At 73.2% G+C, this 17,345-nt stretch carries 17 protein-coding genes; 12 read left to right on the plus strand and 5 right to left on the minus strand.

All coding sequences use genetic code 11. The annotated features are described in order from the left end of the window. The first annotated feature begins 217 nt into the window (after positions 1 to 217). The 5 genes from pdhA (at position 218) to FHS37_RS10195 (ending at position 5,421) form a co-directional block, all read left to right on the plus strand. Positions 218 to 1,423 (plus strand): pyruvate dehydrogenase (acetyl-transferring) E1 component subunit alpha, encoded by a 1,206-nt coding sequence (gene pdhA / locus FHS37_RS10175; RefSeq protein ID WP_184819288.1) that lies wholly within the window; start codon positions 218 to 220, stop codon positions 1,421 to 1,423. A 1-nt stretch (position 1,424) separates the two neighbouring features. Next, positions 1,425 to 2,402, plus strand: a complete 978-nt coding sequence (locus FHS37_RS10180) for an alpha-ketoacid dehydrogenase subunit beta (protein ID WP_184819290.1) — start codon at positions 1,425 to 1,427, stop codon at positions 2,400 to 2,402. Positions 2,403 to 2,413: 11 nt separating this feature from the next. Continuing rightward, entirely contained in the window at positions 2,414 to 3,856 is a 1,443-nt protein-coding gene (locus tag FHS37_RS10185) for a dihydrolipoamide acetyltransferase family protein (protein ID WP_184819293.1), read from the plus strand. A gap of 166 nt (positions 3,857 to 4,022) precedes the next feature. Continuing rightward, entirely contained in the window at positions 4,023 to 4,619 is a 597-nt protein-coding gene (locus FHS37_RS10190) for a hypothetical protein (protein WP_184819295.1), read from the plus strand. A gap of 148 nt (positions 4,620 to 4,767) precedes the next feature. Further along, positions 4,768 to 5,421 carry a class I SAM-dependent DNA methyltransferase gene (locus tag FHS37_RS10195; protein WP_184819989.1) on the plus strand — a complete coding sequence of 218 codons (654 nt, stop codon included), beginning with the start codon at positions 4,768 to 4,770 and terminating at the stop codon, positions 5,419 to 5,421. Between the two features lie 233 nt (positions 5,422 to 5,654). On the opposite strand, the gene FHS37_RS10200 is transcribed toward FHS37_RS10195, so the two are convergent. Further along, the gene (locus FHS37_RS10200) at positions 5,655 to 6,683 is read right to left on the minus strand and encodes a saccharopine dehydrogenase family protein (protein ID WP_184819297.1); all 1,029 of its coding nucleotides are present in this window, start codon (positions 6,681 to 6,683) and stop codon (positions 5,655 to 5,657) included. A 110-nt stretch (positions 6,684 to 6,793) separates the two neighbouring features. On the opposite strand from FHS37_RS10200, the gene FHS37_RS10205 reads away from it, so the two are divergent. From FHS37_RS10205 to FHS37_RS10215, 3 genes are all read left to right on the plus strand, one after another. Next, positions 6,794 to 7,774 carry a GlxA family transcriptional regulator gene (locus tag FHS37_RS10205; protein ID WP_184819299.1) on the plus strand — a complete coding sequence of 327 codons (981 nt, stop codon included), beginning with the start codon at positions 6,794 to 6,796 and terminating at the stop codon, positions 7,772 to 7,774. A gap of 314 nt (positions 7,775 to 8,088) precedes the next feature. Then, on the plus strand, positions 8,089 to 9,294 hold the full coding sequence (locus tag FHS37_RS10210; RefSeq protein ID WP_184819301.1) for an NAD(P)/FAD-dependent oxidoreductase: 1,206 nt from the start codon (positions 8,089 to 8,091) through the stop codon (positions 9,292 to 9,294). Continuing rightward, the gene (locus FHS37_RS10215) at positions 9,291 to 10,202 is read left to right on the plus strand and encodes an RNA polymerase sigma-70 factor (protein ID WP_184819303.1); all 912 of its coding nucleotides are present in this window, start codon (positions 9,291 to 9,293) and stop codon (positions 10,200 to 10,202) included. Before FHS37_RS10210 ends, FHS37_RS10215 begins: the two co-directional genes overlap by 4 nt. 70 nt (positions 10,203 to 10,272) lie before the next feature. Here FHS37_RS10215 and FHS37_RS10220 read toward each other — a convergent pair whose 3' ends face one another. After that, on the minus strand, positions 10,273 to 11,172 hold the full coding sequence (locus FHS37_RS10220) for a D-alanyl-D-alanine carboxypeptidase family protein (protein ID WP_184819304.1): 900 nt from the start codon (positions 11,170 to 11,172) through the stop codon (positions 10,273 to 10,275). A 197-nt stretch (positions 11,173 to 11,369) separates the two neighbouring features. Here FHS37_RS10220 and FHS37_RS10225 point away from each other — a divergent pair, with 197 nt between their 5' ends. Then, the gene (locus FHS37_RS10225) at positions 11,370 to 12,026 is read left to right on the plus strand and encodes a GntR family transcriptional regulator (RefSeq protein WP_184819306.1); all 657 of its coding nucleotides are present in this window, start codon (positions 11,370 to 11,372) and stop codon (positions 12,024 to 12,026) included. Beyond that, positions 12,023 to 13,327, plus strand: coding sequence for an MFS transporter (locus tag FHS37_RS10230; RefSeq protein ID WP_184819308.1), 1,305 nt, complete (start codon positions 12,023 to 12,025; stop codon positions 13,325 to 13,327). Before FHS37_RS10225 ends, FHS37_RS10230 begins: the two co-directional genes overlap by 4 nt. Before the next feature lie 160 nt (positions 13,328 to 13,487). On the opposite strand, the gene FHS37_RS10235 is transcribed toward FHS37_RS10230, so the two are convergent. Beyond that, on the minus strand, positions 13,488 to 14,312 hold the full coding sequence (locus FHS37_RS10235) for a maleylpyruvate isomerase family mycothiol-dependent enzyme (protein ID WP_184819310.1): 825 nt from the start codon (positions 14,310 to 14,312) through the stop codon (positions 13,488 to 13,490). Between the two features lie 220 nt (positions 14,313 to 14,532). Between FHS37_RS10235 and FHS37_RS10240 the strand changes: the two genes are divergently transcribed. Next, positions 14,533 to 15,327: a carbon-nitrogen family hydrolase gene (locus FHS37_RS10240; protein ID WP_184819313.1), complete on the plus strand. Its 795-nt coding sequence runs from the start codon at positions 14,533 to 14,535 to the stop codon at positions 15,325 to 15,327. A 15-nt stretch (positions 15,328 to 15,342) separates the two neighbouring features. Here FHS37_RS10240 and FHS37_RS10245 read toward each other — a convergent pair whose 3' ends face one another. Together FHS37_RS10245 and FHS37_RS10250 are read right to left on the minus strand one after the other, a co-directional pair. After that, complete coding sequence (locus tag FHS37_RS10245) at positions 15,343 to 15,837, minus strand: LURP-one-related/scramblase family protein (protein WP_184819315.1); 495 nt, start codon at positions 15,835 to 15,837, stop codon at positions 15,343 to 15,345. Beyond that, positions 15,834 to 16,841, minus strand: a complete 1,008-nt coding sequence (locus FHS37_RS10250; RefSeq protein WP_184819317.1) for a GlxA family transcriptional regulator — start codon at positions 16,839 to 16,841, stop codon at positions 15,834 to 15,836. The genes FHS37_RS10245 and FHS37_RS10250 overlap by 4 nt, the downstream gene beginning before the upstream one ends. Before the next feature lie 51 nt (positions 16,842 to 16,892). Here FHS37_RS10250 and FHS37_RS10255 point away from each other — a divergent pair, with 51 nt between their 5' ends. Continuing rightward, the gene (locus FHS37_RS10255) at positions 16,893 to 17,312 is read left to right on the plus strand and encodes a cupin domain-containing protein (protein WP_184819319.1); all 420 of its coding nucleotides are present in this window, start codon (positions 16,893 to 16,895) and stop codon (positions 17,310 to 17,312) included. Positions 17,313 to 17,345: the final 33 nt, after the last annotated feature.

Raw genomic sequence — 17,345 nt, forward strand, 5'->3', positions numbered from 1 at the left:
CGGATTTACTTGGAAATCCAAGCAAAAACGCAGGTCAGATGGGGTTTCACAGATATGTGGAGCACTGGGTAACGTGCTTGTTGCAGGGCGCTCGCCGGGGCACCTGTCACGCCTGTTCCCGGCCGAGTGGCACCCACCCCGTGTCCGGTGGCCGAGAAAAGGTGAGCCGCACTGGCCTACCGGCAACCCCGGGGGTCGGACCGACGGAGGAGCACACGTGACCGTGGAGAGCACTGCCGCGCGCACACCGCGACGCAGCGCCGGAACCAAGGCCGGCACCACCGGCACCAAACGCACCACCAGCACCACCAAGAAGGCCACCGGCGCCCGGAAGACCACCGAGCCCGCCCTCGTCCAGCTGCTGACCCCCGAGGGCAAGCGCGTCAAGAACGCCGAGTTCGACCAGTACGTCGCCGGCATCACGGCCGAGGAGCTGCGCGGTCTGTACCGCGACATGGTGCTCACCCGCCGCTTCGACGCCGAGGCCACCTCCCTGCAGCGCCAGGGCGAGCTGGGCCTGTGGGCCTCGCTGCTCGGCCAGGAGGCGGCCCAGATCGGCTCCGGCCGGGCCCTGCGTGACGACGACTACGTCTTCCCCACCTACCGCGAGCACGGCGTCGCCTGGTGCCGCGGGGTGGACCCGACCAACCTGCTCGGCATGTTCCGCGGCGTCAACAACGGCGGCTGGGACCCGAACGGCAACAACTTCCACCTCTACACGATCGTCATCGGCTCCCAGACCCTGCACGCCACGGGGTACGCGATGGGCGTCGCCAAGGACGGCGCGGACAGCGCGGTGATCGCCTACTTCGGCGACGGCGCCTCCAGCCAGGGCGACGTGGCCGAGGCCTTCACCTTCTCCGCGGTCTACAACGCCCCCGTGGTGTTCTTCTGCCAGAACAACCAGTGGGCGATCTCCGAGCCCACCGAGAAGCAGTCCCGCGTGCCGCTGTACCAGCGCGCGCAGGGCTTCGGCTTCCCCGGCGTCCGGGTGGACGGCAACGACGTCCTGGCGAACCTGGCCGTCACCAAGTGGGCCCTGGAGCGGGCCCGCGCCGGTGAGGGCCCGACACTGGTCGAGGCGTTCACCTACCGCATGGGCGCCCACACCACCTCCGACGACCCGACCCGGTACCGGGGCGACGAGGAGCGGCTGGCCTGGGAGGCCAAGGACCCGATCCTGCGCCTTCGCCGCTACCTCGAGGCCGCGGACCACGCGGACGAGGGGTTCTTCGCGGAACTGGAGACCGAGTCCGAGGCGTTGGGCAGGCGAGTGCGCGAAGCGGTCCGTGCCATGCCGGACCCGGACCACTTCGCCATCTTCGAGAACGTGTACGCGGACGGACACGCGCTCGTGGACGAGGAGCGGACGCAGTTCGCCGCCTACCAGGCGTCGTTCGCGGACGCGGACGGGGGTAAGTGACATGGCGGAGAAGATGGCCCTGGCCAAGGCGATCAACGAGTCGCTGCGCCGTGCCCTGGACGCGGACCCCAAGGTCGTCGTCATGGGCGAGGACGTCGGCAAGCTCGGCGGCGTGTTCCGGGTGACGGACGGCCTGCAGAAGGACTTCGGCGAGAGCCGCGTCATCGACACCCCGCTCGCCGAGTCGGGCATCGTCGGCACGGCGATCGGCCTGGCCCTGCGCGGCTACCGCCCGGTGGTGGAGATCCAGTTCGACGGCTTCGTCTTCCCGGCGTACGACCAGATCGTCACGCAGCTCGCGAAGATGCACGCCCGCTCGCTGGGCAAGGTCAAGCTGCCGGTCGTCGTGCGCATCCCCTACGGCGGCGGCATCGGCGCGGTGGAGCACCACTCCGAGTCCCCCGAGGCGCTGTTCGCGCACGTGGCGGGCCTGAAGATCGTCTCCCCGTCGAACGCGTCGGACGCCTACTGGATGATGCAGCAGGCCATCCAGAGCGACGACCCGGTGATCTTCTTCGAGCCCAAGCGGCGCTACTGGGACAAGTCCGAGGTGAACACCGAGGCGATCCCCGGCCCGCTGCACGCCGCGCGCGTGGTGCGCGAGGGCACCGACCTGACCCTCGCGGCCTACGGCCCGATGGTGAAGCTCTGCCAGGAGGTCGCCGACGCGGCGGCCGAGGAGGGCCGCTCCCTGGAGGTCCTCGACCTGCGCTCGGTCTCCCCGATCGACTTCGACGCGATCCAGGCGTCGGTGGAGAGGACGCGCCGCCTGGTGGTCGTCCACGAGGCACCGGTGTTCTTCGGCTCCGGCGCGGAGATCGCCGCGCGGATCACGGAGCGCTGCTTCTACCACCTGGAGGCCCCGGTGCTGCGGGTGGGCGGCTACCACGCCCCGTACCCGCCGGCCCGCCTGGAGGAGTCCTACCTCCCGGACCTGGACCGGGTGCTGGACGCCGTCGACCGCTCGCTGGCGTACTGAGGGAGAGGGTCGTGACGACGATGACGAACGCGTCCGTACGCGAGTTCAAGATGCCGGACGTGGGCGAGGGCCTCACCGAGGCCGAGATCCTCAAGTGGTACGTCCAGCCCGGCGACACGGTCACCGACGGCCAGGTGGTGTGCGAGGTCGAGACGGCGAAGGCGGCCGTCGAACTGCCCATCCCCTACGACGGTGTGGTCCGCGAACTGCACTTCCCCGAGGGCACCACGGTGGACGTGGGCACGTCCATCATCGCGGTGGAGGTCGCGGGCGGCGCGGCACCGGCGGCCCAGGCGTCCGCGCCGGCCGCGCAGCCGGAGCCCGCACCGGCACCCGAGGAGCCGAAGGCCGAGGGCTCGGGCCGCCAGCCCGTGCTGGTCGGCTACGGCGTGGCGACGTCCTCCACGCGCCGCCGCCCGCGCAGGACCGCGCCGGACACCGCCGCCCAGCAGGCGGCGGCGGCCGTCCAGACGGAACTGAACGGCCGTACCCCGGCACCGGCCCCGTCGCCCGTCGCCGAGCCGGTCGTCGGCGGGCGGCGTCCGCTGGCCAAGCCGCCGGTGCGCAAGCTGGCGAAGGACCTCGGCGTCGACCTGGCCTCGGTCACCCCGACCGGCCCGGACGGCATCATCACCCGCGAGGACGTCCACGCGGCGGTGGCGCAGCCGGCGGCCCCGGCCGAGCCCGAGGTCCGGGCACCCGCCCCGGCCCCGGCAGCCGCGGCCCCGGCCGCCCCGGTGTCGTACGACACCGCCCGGGAGACCCGGATCCCGGTCAAGGGCGTCCGCAAGGCCACGGCGGCGGCGATGGTCGGTTCGGCGTTCACCGCGCCGCACGTCACGGAGTTCGTGACGGTGGACGTGACCCGCACGATGAAGCTGGTGGAGGAGCTGAAGCAGGACAAGGAGTTCGCGGGCCTGCGCGTGAACCCCCTCCTGCTGATCGCCAAGGCCCTGCTGGTCGCGATCAGGCGCAACCCCGACATCAACGCCTCCTGGGACGAGGCGGCCCAGGAGATCGTGGTCAAGCACTACGTCAACCTGGGCATCGCGGCGGCCACCCCGCGCGGCCTGATCGTCCCGAACATCAAGGACGCCCACGCCAAGACACTGCCCCAGCTCGCCGAGTCCCTCGGCGAACTGGTGTCCACGGCCCGGGAGGGCAAGACCTCCCCGACCGCGATGCAGGGCGGCACGGTGACCATCACCAACGTCGGCGTCTTCGGCGTCGACACGGGCACGCCGATCCTCAACCCCGGCGAGTCCGCGATCCTCGCGGTCGGCGCGATCAAGCTCCAGCCGTGGGTCCACAAGGGCAAGGTGAAGCCGCGTCAGGTGACCACCCTGGCGCTGAGCTTCGACCACCGCCTGGTGGACGGTGAGCTGGGCTCCAAGGTCCTGGCCGACGTGGCCGCGGTCCTGGAGCAGCCGAAGCGGCTGATCACCTGGGCGTAGTACACGAGCGACGGAGCCGCGCGTCCCGCCCGGGACGCGCGGCTCCGTCGTTCCCGCCGATGACGGATGTCACTGGCTGCGGTGATCACCACGGCGGAGAATCGTCCGAGGGGCCTCCCGGCCTCCCGTCCGCCCGCCTGCCAGGAGATGGGAGAAGACCGTGCCGATGGTGACGCCCAAACCGCCGATGAGCCACCGGGCACGCATCCTGTCCCGGTCCCTCTGCGCGGTGATCGCCCGTCGCACACCGCCCCGGAGCGAGCGGGGGCTGACGGCGATACGCCACTCCTCCGAACTGCGTTCCATGGTGATGGCCCTGACGCTCACGGAGATCCCGGTGGCCTTCCTCGTCTCCGGGATCGTTCCGCCACCGGCCAGGCCGTTCCACGCGCTGCTGGAACTCGCCCTCGTCCTCACCGGCTTCGGCGTCCTGGCCGCGCTCGTCCGGCACCCCCACACCGTCTCGTCGTCCCGGGTCGTCCTGCACACCGGGTTCATGGGCAGTCTCGAACTTTCGCGTCCGGCGGTGCGTTCGGCCTCCCGCAGCATGCGGACGATCCCCGGCCGGGGGCTGCGCCGGGTACCCGCCGAGCCGACCGCCGTCGCCTGTTCGGTCGGCGGCACGGTGAGCGTCCGGCTGCACCTGGACCCGCCGGTCCCCATGGACCTCGGTGAAGGCGAGAGCGCGGACGTCGACACCGTCTACGTCTCCGCCGACACGCCGGAGGCGTTCGTGCGGGCGCTCGAGGCCGGTGCGCGGTGACCCGGCCGGACTCGTCGACGGCATCCGCTGGGAGGCGCAGGACACCGTGTCCGAGTCCGGCTCCGGGGAGTCCGCCCGCAGCGGCAGCGGCGACGTTCCGGCCCGGGCCCTCCGCCCGGGCGGCGTTCCCCACGGGAGCGGTCAGGAAGTGAGCACCGAGGACTGGCTGGAGGACACCCGGGCCTCCTACGACACCGTCGCCGTCAGCTACGCGGACCAGGTGCGTCACCTCCTGGACGAGACGCCCGAGGAGCGCGCGGCCATGGCGCTGTTCGCCGACCTGGTGCGCACCGGCGGCGGAGGGCCGGTCGCGGACGTGGGGTGCGGGCCGGGGAGGATCACGGCCCACCTGCACGGCCCGGGCGTGGACGCGTTCGGGATCGACCTGTCGCCCGGGATGGTCGAGGTGGCCCGGCGCGACCACCCCGGCCTGCGGTTCGAGGTCGGTTCCATGACGGACCTCGACCTCGCCGACGGCTCGATGGCCGGCCTGGTCGCCTGGTACTCCCTCATCCACGTACCCGACGACGAGATCGGCCGGGTCCTCGCGCACTTCCGGCGGGTGCTGCGCGCCGGCGGCCCGCTGCTCCTCGGCTTCCACGTCGGCGACGGGTCGCGGCTGAAGACGCGGGGCTACGGCGGCCACCCGATGAAGGTCCACGTCCACCGCCGGCAGCCGGACCGGGTGACCGCCTGGCTCGACGACGCCGGCTTCAGCGTCGGGACGCACCGGACCCTCAGCTCGGCCGAGAGCACGCTCGGGGGGGTCCTCCTCGCCCGCCGTCGGCCCGACGGGGCATGACCCACGCCGACCACGAGCACAAGCTGTTGCTCCCGACCGCCCCGTGCGACGACCGGTGCTTCACGAAGTCCTCCGGCCGCCTCCCCGAACCGGGTAGGTCCACCACGGGGGGGACGCCGCAGCTTCGATCTGCGGCGTCCCTCCTGCCGTGCCCGCCCTCGGACCTGACGGAGCACGTACACCGGAGCCCCGTTCCCGGTCCCGCCCGGCGTGCGCGTGCGGGAGGAGCGCCCCTAGGAGAACAGTTCCAGCTCGATGTGCGGGGACAGCGCGCGGAGGAAGTCGGGTGCGTCGAAGAGCGCGCCGGCGGAGGCGACTCCGGTCGTCCTGGTCCGTCCCGTGAGGACGCGGTCGACCGCCTCCACCGCGAGCGGCGCGGTGACGGCGTAGATGTCCCGGCCCCGCGCCACGGCACGCCGTTCGACGGCGCCGGAGCGCACGACCGCGTCGACGAGGAAGGTCTGCCCGGAGCGCCCGTGCTCGTCGGTCGCGGCCGGCGCCGGGGTGTCCGGGGCCGCGATGTCCCGGGCCGCCTCGACCGCCATGTGGGTGCGCACGTCGGGGATGTCCAGGTGACTGGGCACGGTGACGACGTCGGCCATCGTGAACTCCCCGACGACGGCCCGGGGGCCCATCGGATCGGGGAAGGTCCACTCCAGGGTGGGCAGGTCGTCCCGGTGGTACTCCAGCCGCCCGTTCCGGTAGCGGACGCTCCGGCCGTCCCGCCGCTGCCGGGAGACCGCGCCCGCGGCGCGCGTCCCGGCGGTGGGGTGCCAGCCGCTCAGCCCGTAGGCGACGTGCGCCTCGTCGGCCGCCGTCCAGTCGCCCATCGCGGCGGTGACCAGCAGGTCGCCGAGGCCGCCGTAGAAGGCCATCGCGGGGACGACCACGGTTCCCGCGGCCCGGGCGCGGCCCGCGAAGTGCGCGAAGGTGTCGGCGTTGGCCTCGATCTCGGCCGCCACGTCCACGTACGGGATCCCGGCGCGCAGCGCCGCCTCGATCACGGGGGCGGCCGTGGCGGCGAACGGGCCGGCGCAGTTGATCACGGCCGCCGCACCGGCCAGCGTCCGGTCGAGCGCGGCCGGGTCGTCGACCGACGCCGGGCGGACGTCCAGGTCGGTGCCGTGCGCCAGTGCCTTCAGCCTGTCGGCGTCGCGCCCGGAGAGGACCGGGACGAACCCGCGCTCCCGCAGCTCCGCCACCACGAACCGCCCGGTGTGCCCGTACGCGCCGAACACCGCCACCCTGATACCCGACCCCATGGGTCCTCCCCGTACTCGAAACGATCCGTTGCGATCCGTCGTGAAGATCCTGCCGGGGAGGGTCGTCCCGCACGAGTGTCCGGAACGACACGCCCCGTACAATTCCGGACGTGACCACTGTCGCGCTGGCCGTCACCGACGGGATGCTGCACTTCGAACTCGCCCTGGCCCAGGAGGTCTTCGGCTCCGCCCCGGCCGGGGTGACGGGCCCCTGGTACGACCTCGTCGTCTGCGGGCCGGGCCCGGTGCGGGTCGGCCGGTTCGGGCTGGAGCCCGACCACGGTCTCGGCCGGCTCCTCCGAGCCGACACCGTGATCGTCCCGGGCTGGGCCGACGTCGACCAGGCCCCGCCCGCCGACCTGCTCGACGCCGTGCGCGCGGCCCACGAGGCGGGCGCACGCGTGGCCTCCCTGTGCACGGGCGCGTTCGTGCTGGCCGCCGCCGGTCTGCTCGACGGGCGGCGTGCGACCACGCACTGGGCGCACACCCGGGCCCTGGCCGAGCGCCACCCCCGGGTGGAGGTGGACCCGGACGTCCTCTACGTGGACGACGGCGGCGTCCTCACCTCCGCCGGCAAGGCCGCCGCCATGGACCTGTGCCTGCACCTCGTCCGCCTCGACCGCGGAGCGTCGGTCGCCAACGCGGTCGCCCGCCGCCTGGTCGTGCCGCCGCACCGGGACGGCGGCCAGGCCCAGTTCGTCACCACCCCGGTGCCCGCCCCGGGCCGCCACCCCCTCGCCGAACTGCTCCCCTGGGTGCTCGAACGGCTCGACCGGCCGCTGACCGTGGAGGACCTGGCCCGCCGGGCCCGGATGAGCTCGCGCCACCTGGGCCGCCACTTCAGGTCGGTGACCGGCACCACCCCGCTGCAGTGGCTGCTCACCCAACGCATCCGCCGTGCCCAGGAGTTGCTGGAGAACACCGACGACGGCATCGACGCCGTCGCGGCGGCCGTCGGCATGGGCACCGCCACGACGCTGCGCCGGCACTTCCACCGCACGGTCGGCGTGCCCCCGGACACCTACCGCCGCACCTTCCGCTCGAGGAACCGCTCCGGCCCCGAGGGCGGCGAAGGGCACCCCCACCCCTGAGCCGGCCCTCGTCGGCGGCCCCCTGCCCACCGCTTTCCCGACCGTCCTCCCGGCCCGTGCCCGGACCTCCCGCCCCGGCCGTGCGCCGCGCTGTCCGCCGTCGCCCGGCGCTGCGCGCCCCGGCCGCCGCCCTCCGGGCGCAGCGCACCGCCTCCCGCGGTCAGGGCCTCCCGTCCGGATCGGGCCGGACCCCGTCCCCCGGCCCGGGCCGGGCCGGGCGGAATGTGTCGCGCGTCACGTTCGGCTCGTGTCACGTTCGGGCCGCCCGCTCCCATCCGGTGGGTGTCAGCAGGCGAGCCGGAAGGGGCGGAACGATGAACGCACGGTGGGAGACCGGTACGGCGAACGCGCACCACGTGGTGGTCCTGGGGGCGGGATACGCCGGCATGGCCGCGGCCGTCCAGCTCGCGGCCCGGGTGAAGCGGCGCGGAGGGGTGCGGGTGACCGTGGTGAACGCGCAGGAGCGGTTCACCGAGCGCATGCGGCTGCACATGACGGCGACCGGGCAGCGGCTCGCCGGGCTGAGCGTCCCGGAGCTGCTGGAGGGCACGGGCGCGCGGTTCGTGCGCGGCTGGGTGACGGCGGTGGACGCGGACGCGAGGACCGTGCGGATCGACGACGACCGGGTGCTGCCCTACGACACGCTGGTGTACGGGCTGGGCGGTGCGGCCGACACCTCGGCGGTGCCGGGCGCCGAGGACCACGCGTACACCCTGGACGGCGCCCAGGACGCCGAGCTGCTGGCCGACCGGCTGGCGCGGCTCGGCGGCGGCACCGTGGTGGTCGCGGGCAGCGGGCTGACCGGTACCGAGTCGGCCGCGGAGATCGCCGAGCGGCACCCGGAGCTGGACGTCGTGCTGCTGGGCCGGACCGAGCCCGGTGCGGACATGAGCCCGAAGGCCAAGGCGTACCTGCACGCCGCGCTCGACCGGCTGGGCGTCCGGGTGCGCGCCGGCGTCGAGGTGGCGAAGGTGCTGCCCGGCGCGGTGGAACTGGCGGGCGGCGAGACGGTCGCCGCCGACGCGGTCCTGTGGACGAGCGGCACGCGGACCTCACCGCTGGCGGCCGCCGCGGGGCTGGCCGTCGACGAGCGCGGGCGCATCGTCACCGACGCCGCGCTGCGCTCGGTGTCCCACCCCGAGGTGTACGCGATCGGCGACGCGGCCGCGGTCCGGCAGGGGTACGGCGTGATGCACGGCACCTGCCAGGGCGGCATGCCGACCGGGGTGCACGCCGCGCTGTCGATCGACCGTGTGCTCAGGGGCAAGCAGCCCAAGCCGTTCCGCTTCGGCTACTACCACACGCCGGTGAGCCTGGGACGCGGTGACGCCGTGGTGCAGTTCACCCGGCCCGACGGCAGCCCGCGCCGGATCCGCCTGACGGGCCGCGCGGCCGTCCGGTACAAGGAGACGGTGACCGCCTCGCCCTGGCCGACCTACGGCCGCATGAAGAAGATGCCCGCCTCCGGTGCGTTCTGGCCCCGCGGGGGCCGCTTCACCCGTGTCCGGGAGGCCCGATGACCACCCCGTCCGGCCAGCAGGTCTTCCACGAGCACCGGCGGTTGTTGTTCTCCGTGGCCTACCGCCTCCTCGGCTCCGCGGCCGACGCCGAGGACGCGGTCCAGGACGCCTGGATCAAGTGGTCCGCCGCCGACCGTTCGCAGGTGGCCGACCCCAAGGCGTACCTGACGCGGATCGTGTCGAACCTGGCGCTGGAACGGCTGCGCTCCGCCCGGCACAAGCGGGAGACCTACGTGGGTCCGTGGCTGCCGGAGCCCATCCTCACCGGCGGGGACGCCGCCGAGGCAGCCGTGGACGCCGAGTCGGTGTCGTCGGCCATGCTGGTGGTGCTGGAGACGCTCAGTCCGCTGGAGCGCGCGGTGTTCGTGCTGAAGGAGGTCTTCGCCTTCAGCCATGTCGAGATCGCCGGGATGGTGGAGCGTTCCGAAGCCACCGTGCGGCAGGCCGCGCACCGGGCCCGCGCGCACGTGCGGGCCCGCCGTCCCCGCTTCACCGCCGACAGGTCGCGGCAGCGCGAGGTCACCGAGCGGTTCTTCGCCGCCGCGACCGGTGGCGACGTCAACGCCCTGATGGAACTGCTCTCCCCGGACGTCACCCTGTGGACCGACGGCGGCGGCAAGGTCCGCCAGGCCCTGCGCCCGGTGGTGGGCGCGGCCACGGTGGCCGCCTGGTTCGCGGCCATCGGCACCGTCGCCTACCAGGGCGTCGAGCCCGCCGACATGAAGGCCGAACTCCTCGAGGTCAACGGCGGGCCGGGCATCGTGTTCAGCGCGCCGGGACGCGTGATCGCCACCCTCACCTTCGACTTCGACGCCGACGGCCGCATCACCGCCCTCCACAACGTGGCCAATCCGGACAAGCTCCACGCCGTCGCCGGCGGCACCTCCTACGACATCGGGACGCGCTGAGCACCGGTCCCGGACGCGGACGGGGGCCCACCGGCACCGGTGGGCCCCCGTCCGCGTCCGTCGGTGCGGGTCAGACCTTGCCGAAGCCGTAGCCCAGGAGCTTCTTCGCGTCCTTCTCGCGCTGGGCGGCCGAGGACGAGGCGAGGACCGTGCCGATGACCGTCTTGCCGTTCCTCGTCGCGGCGAAGACCAGGCAGTACTTGGCCTGCGGGCCCGAGCCGGTCTTCACGCCGATCGCGCCGCTGTAGCTGCTGAGCAGGGTGTTCGTGTTGGTCCAGGGCGCCATCGTCCGCGTGCCGCCCTTCTTGGTGACCGTCTTCGCCGTGTACTTCTTGGTCTTGACGATCGTGCGGAACGTGGAGTTCTTCATCGCGCTGGAGGCGATCTTCGTCAGGTCGCGCGGCGTGGAGTAGTTCTGGCCGTTGCCGATGCCGTCGAACGAGTCGAAGTGGGTGTTCTTCAGCCCCAGCTTCTTCGCCTCCGCGTTCATCTTGCCGATGAACGACTTCACGCGGGCCGAACGCGTCTTGCCCGTGCCGAACTTGTCGGCGAGCGCGTACGCCGCGTCGCAGCCGGACGGCAGCATCAGCCCGTACAGCAGCTGGCGCACGGTGACCTTGTCGCCGACGATCAGGCGCGCGGAGGAGGCGTTGTTCTTCACGATGTAGTCGCTGTACGCCATCTGGATCGTGACCTTGGCGTCCAGGTTCAGGTTCTTCTGCGCGAGCACGACCTTCGCGGTCATGATCTTCGTCGTCGACCCGGTCGAACGACGCGTGTCCGCCGCCTTGGTGTACAGCGACTTGCCGTTCGCGTTGTTCATCACGTAGCCGCCCTTGGCGACGACGGACGGCGCGGCGGCGGCCTGTGCGGGCGCAGCGTAGAGGGCTCCGGAGGCGAGCACGGCGCCGGTGGTCACGGCGACGCCGACGGCTCTGCGGACCCGGATGCCCTGAATGCCGATCTTCAAGTCAATTACCCCGATTACCTTGAAGGGCCGTGCGGTGCGGCCCGGTTGAGGCGCGGCCACACGCAAGGGGCCGCACGAGTCTGACACCTGCGGGGCACGGATGGTTGTGCGGGCGACGGGGTGGTTTTCCCCGGGTTTTACCGTCCGCATCGTGGACGCATCCTTCCACGCGTACGCGTTGTATCTATCCTGTCGGCATGAGCAGCCTGGCCCCCGTGAAGCAGCCCCCCGCCGCCGACCGCGTCTACACCCACGTCAAGCAGGGCGTCCTGGACCGCCGTTACGAGGGCGGGACGCTGCTCACCGAGGGCGAGCTGGCCGAGGCCGTCGGGGTCTCGCGCACCCCCGTGCGCGAGGCGCTGCTGCGGCTGGAGGTCGAGGGGCTGATCAGGCTCTACCCGAAGAAGGGCGCCCTCGTCCTGCCGGTCTCCGCGCAGGAGATCGCCGACGTCGTGGAGACGCGGCTGCTCGTCGAGGAGCACGCCGCCAGAAAGGCGGTGCCCGCGCCGCCCGGTCTCATCGAGCGCCTGGAGGAGCTGCTCGCCCGGCAGAAGGAGCAGGCGGCCGCCGGGGACTTCGCCGCGGCCTCCGTCACCGACCGCTGCTTCCACGCCGAGATCGTCCGCAGCGGCGGCAACGAGATCCTCTCCCGCCTCTACGACCAGCTCCGGGACCGCCAGCTGCGCATGGGCGTCGCCGTGATGCACTCCCACCCCGACCGCATCGCCAAGACCCTCGCCGAGCACGAGGAGATCCTGCAGGCACTGCGCTCCGGGGACGCGGAGGCGGCCGTCGGGGTGGTCCACCGGCACGTCGGCTGGTTCTCCCACCTGGCCCGGGGCGAGGTGCGATGAGCAGCGCGAACGGCACCACGCTGCCCGGTGATCCCCCGGGCGGACGGCGCGCGCTGGCCGTGTGGGGCATCGGCGTCTCGGTCTACTTCGTCGCCGTCATCTTCCGTACGTCCCTGGGCGTCGCGGGCCTGGACGCCGCCGACCGCTTCGATGTCAACGCCTCCGCCCTGTCCACGTTCTCCATCCTCCAACTGCTGGTCTACGCGGGCATGCAGATACCCGTCGGGCTGCTGGTCGACCGGCTCGGCACCAAGAAGGTGCTGGGCATCGGCGTCGTGCTGTTCACGGCCGGGCAGCTCGGCTTCGCGTTCTCCCCGTCGTACGGCATGGCGCTCGCCTCGCGCGCGCTGCTCGGCTGCGGGGACGCGATGACGTTCATCAGCGTGCTGCGGCTGGGCACGCGGTGGTTCCCGGCCCGGCGCGGTCCGCTGGTCGCGCAGATGGCGGGGCTGGTCGGCATGGCGGGCAACCTCGTCTCCACGCTGGTCCTGGCCCGGCTGCTGCACGGCATCGGCTGGACGGCGGCGTTCGCGGGCAGTGCGCTCGCCGGGGTCGTGGTGTTCGTGCTGCTGATGCTGTTCCTCGAGGACCACCCCGAGGGCCACGAACCGGAACCCGTCCCGCACCAGGGTGCCGCCTACGTGCGGCGCCAGATCGCCGCCTCCTGGCGGGAGCCGGGGACGCGGCTCGGGCTGTGGGTGCACTTCACCACCCAGTTCCCGGCGATGGTGTTCCTGCTGCTGTGGGGGATGCCGTTCCTCGTCGAGGCCCAGGGGCTGTCCCGGGCCACGGCCGGCGAGCTGCTCACCCTGGTCGTGCTGTCCAACATGGTCGTCGGACTCGTCTACGGCCAGATCGTCGCCCGGCACCACGGGGCGCGGCTGCCGCTGGCGCTCGGGACGGTGGCGGCGACGGCGCTGCTGTGGGCCGCCACGCTGGCCTACCCGGCCGACACGGCGCCGATGTGGCTGCTGGTCGTGCTGTGCGCGGTGCTGGGGGCCTGCGGGCCGGCGTCGATGATCGGCTTCGACTTCGCCCGCCCGGCGAATCCGCCGGAGCGGCAGGGCACGGCGTCCGGGATCACGAACATGGGCGGCTTCGTCGCCTCCATGGTCACCCTGTTCGCGGTCGGCGTGCTGCTGGACGCCACCGGGGACGACTACGCCGTCGCCTTCTCGGCCGTGTTCGTGCTCCAGGCCCTGGGGGTCACGCAGATCCTGCGGTTGCGGGGGCGGGCGGCGCGCCGGGAGCGGGACCGGCTGGTCGCCAGCCGGGTCTCGTCCGTGCACGTGCCCGCGTAGGGGGCGGCGCCGGCGCGGGTGCACCGGGGGCGCCGCCCCCGCTTCGGCCGGAACAGCCTCGTCCGTGACCCTCCTGAGCCCTGCGCGCTCCCCCGTGCTCTGCGCGCTCCTGCCCCCTGCGAGCCGGGGGCGCCCCGGACGGGCCGATGCGCCCCCGGCGCTACTTCGTCACCGCGAAGTGCCGCAGGATCGCGGCCGTCAGGTCCGGGTCGCCCTCCGTCTTCACGCGGTCCGCGACCGCCTCCGGCGTCACCCGGCCGCAGGCCAGGCGGACGTAGGTCTCCCAGTCGAGGGTGAGAGCGGCGGCGGGGCCCAGCGCCGGGGCGGTCTCCAGGGTGCCGCGGCCCTGGATGTCGACGCGGACCGTGCGCAGGAACTCCACCGGCCCGTGGACGTCGATGACCACGGCCGAGCTGCGCGGCGCCTGCGCGTCCTCGGCGATCACCCGCGGCAGCTCGTCCAGCAGCACGTCACGGGTGACGTGCGCACCGGGGGAGTCGAGGTTGCCGGGGTGGCCGAGGGCCGCGCGCAGGTCCTGCTCGTGGGCCCACACCTCGAACGCGTGCCGGCGCATGGACTCCTCCAGCGTCAGCTCCGTGCCAAGCGGGCCGCGGACCTTGGCGCCCGGGTCGCGCGACTCGTTCCGCAGCTGGCGGTTGCGGCGGATGATCATGTACTCCAGCTCGGCGGTCATCTCCGGCGCCGTGTGGTGGCGGCGCACGTCGACCTGCATCTCCATGTAGCGCTGGTGGTCGGTGGTGACGTGGAACAGGTCGCGCGGCAGCGTGTGGATGGGGCGCGGGTCGCCGTACATCTCGGAGTCCAGGCCGATGACGTGCGAGACGACGTCGCGGACCGACCAGCCCGGGCACGGCGTCCGCCGGTTCCAGTCGGCCTCCGGGAGCGGCCGCACCAGCTCGGATATCGCTTCGATGGAGTGGGTCCAGGCGTCGGCGTAGGGCTGGAGGGTGGGATGCAGACTCACGGAACGGGACCCCTCGGCGGTCGGTACACGGGCAGGTTGTGGCGGCGGTGCCAGTGGGCGGTGGCTGCACTCGGCGGGCGTCTCGGAGGCCCCCGGGTCCTCGGCAGCGCTTCGAACCGGGGGCACCCCCAAGTTACGCTGCTGTGAGGCACCCCGGCAGTGCTTTCCTGTGACGATCGTAGGCCCGTGTGCACGGGTCGAATGCCAGGACGGTGGTATTGTGCGCGCTTCCCTGCTCCAAGTCGCCGTGAACGAGGACGAACCGGTCGAATCGCGTCGGCGCCGGGTCGCCGACATGGTGCGGGATCAGGCCGGAGCCGACCTCGTCGTGCTGCCGGAGCTGTGGACCACGGGCGCGTTCGCCTACGAGGAGTTCGGCAGCGAGGCGGAACCCCTCGACGGCCCGACCCGCGAGGCGATGGCCAAGGCCGCGAGCGACGCGGGCGTGTGGCTGCACGCCGGTTCCGTCCCCGAGCGCGGCCCGGACGGGACCCTCTACAACACCTCGCTGGTCCTCTCCCCCTCCGGCGACCTGGCCGCCGCCTACCGCAAGATCCACCGCTTCGGCTTCGACCAGGGCGAGGCCGTGCTGATGGGAGCGGGCGACCGACTGGTGACGGTACGCCTGCCGCACACCACCCTGGGCGTGGCCACCTGCTACGACCTCCGTTTCCCCGAGCTCTTCCGCGGTCTCGTCGACGCCGGCGCCGAGACCCTCGTCGTCCCGGCGGGCTGGCCGGAGCGCCGCCGGTCCCACTGGACGCTGCTGGCGCGGGCACGGGCGGTGGAGAACCAGGCGTTCGTCCTCGCCTGCGGAACGGCCGGGACGCACGCGGGAGTTCCGCAGGCGGGTCACTCGGTCGTGGTGGACCCCTGGGGCGAGGTCCTGGCGGAGGCGGGTCCCGGCGAGGAGGTCCTCACGGTCGACTTCGACCCGGCGACGGTGGCGGGCACCAGGGAGCGCTTCCCGGCCCTCAAGGACCGCGTCCTGGGCCTGGACCGCCCGCGCCGCTGACCCCCGCGGACCCCCTCACCCCTCCCGCTCCTTCTCCGCCAGGTGGATCACGCACACCGCCACCGCGATCAGCAGCGCCGGGTCCGCGTCCTCCCGTACGACGTCCACGGCGTAGGTGTCCCGCAGGGACAGCAGGCGGCGGGAGACCGCGGCGAGCAGTTCGCCGTCGTGCTCGACGGCGAACTCGCGGTCGAGGATCCGGCCGCTGACGTCCAGCTCGGTGCCGCCGTCCGCCAGGGACACCCGGTAGTGGTTGCGCAGCAGGGACAGCCGCTTGCGCCGGACGGTCGCCAGCGGCTCACCGCCCCGCTCGATCACCATCGCGTCCCGCAGGGAGAACATCTTCTGCCGGATGTCGACGAGGACCCGCCCCCGGGCGTCCTTCAGCTCGAAGGTGTCCCGCAGCCGCATGGCCTTGCCGTCGACGAGGAAGACCCTGTTGCCGCGGTCGTCCTCGATCCAGTAGTCGTCGCCGATCCCGAGGATCCGGTCGCGCACGAGGAATCTCATGGCACGAGGACTTCCCCGTGCCCGGTTCCGAAACGCCGCCGGTAGGCCGACGGGCTGAGCCCCGTCTCGCGCCGCAGCCGTGCCCGCAGGTTCGCCGCCGTTCCCAGGCCGCTGCGCGCCGCCACCACGTCCAGCCGCTCCTCCCCCCGCTCGATGAGCCGGCACGCCAGCGCCACCCGCTCCCCGGTCAGCCACGCGAGCGGCGTCGTACCGAGCTGCGCGCGGAAGCGCCGGTGCAGGGTCGCCGGGCTCACCGCCGCCCGGGCCGCGAGGTCCGCCACCGTCAGCGGCTCGTCCAGCCGCTCCTGGGCCCAGGCCAGCAGCGGGCCCAGCGACTCGGCCGGCACCGGCGGCACCGGCCGCTCCACGAACTGCCGCTGCCCGCCGTCCCGGTGCGCGGCGAACACCAGCCGCCGGGAGACCGCGTTGGCGACCTCGGCGCCGTGGTCCCGGCGCCACAGGTGCAGCCCCAGGTCCAGTGCGGCCGCACTGCCCGCCGCGGTGAGGACGTCCCCGTCGTCCACGAACAGCACGTCCGGCTCGAGCAGCACCTTCGGGTGCAGCTCCCGGAAGGCGTCCGCCCACATCCAGTGCGTCGTGGCCCGGCGCCCGTCGAGCAGGCCCGCCTCGGCGAGCGCGAAGGTGCCGGTGCAGAAGCTGACGACACGGGCGCCCCGGGCGTGCGTGCGCCGGATCGCGTCGAGGACGGCCTCCGCGCGCGGTACGACGTTGTCCGGCCGCCCGGGGACGACGAGGGTGTCCGCCCCGTCCACGGCGTCCAGCCCCGCCACCCCGGTCATCGTGAAGAACCCGTGGTTCATGGGCACCTCGGGCGTGGGCGTGCACAGCGTCACCCGGTACGGCGCGCACGGCTTCCCCAGTTCGGGCCGGGGCAGCCCGAACAGTTCGGTGGCCACGCCCACCTCGAACGGGTTGGTGCCCTCGTCGACGATCACGGCGACGCGGTGGGTGGCGGACGCGGGATGAGAGGATCCTTGCGGCATACGCGATTCCTAGCACTGGTCCGGTGCCCGCGCACCGCGGACGATGAGGGCATGACACAGGAACCCCAGGAACTCGGGAAAGCCCAGGAACCCGTCTCCCTCGACCGCGCGCTCGCCTCCTTCACGGAGCGGTGGAGCCCCCGCATCGTCACCGCCGTCAACGACTACGACGTGCGCATCGCCAAGGTGGAGGGCGAGCACGTCTGGCACGTGCACGACCACACGGACGAGTTCTTCCTCGTCCTCGACGGCGAACTGCACATCGCCCTGCGCGAGCCGTCCGGCGAGCGCACGGTCGTCCTCCCGAAGGGGTCCGTCTTCACGGTCCCCCGCGGCACCGAGCACAAGCCCTGCGCCCCCGTCCCCACGGCACTCCTGCTCTTCGAGCCGACCGGCACCCTCACCGTCGGGGACCGCCACGACGAGGTGCCGGACCACGTGGACGCGACGACCGGGCACGCGCTGCACTGAGCACCCGGCCCGGTGCCCGTCGGACCCCGTGCC

The organism is Streptomyces griseomycini (genome assembly GCF_014203535.1).
Lineage (GTDB): Bacteria > Actinomycetota > Actinomycetes > Streptomycetales > Streptomycetaceae > Streptomyces > Streptomyces griseomycini.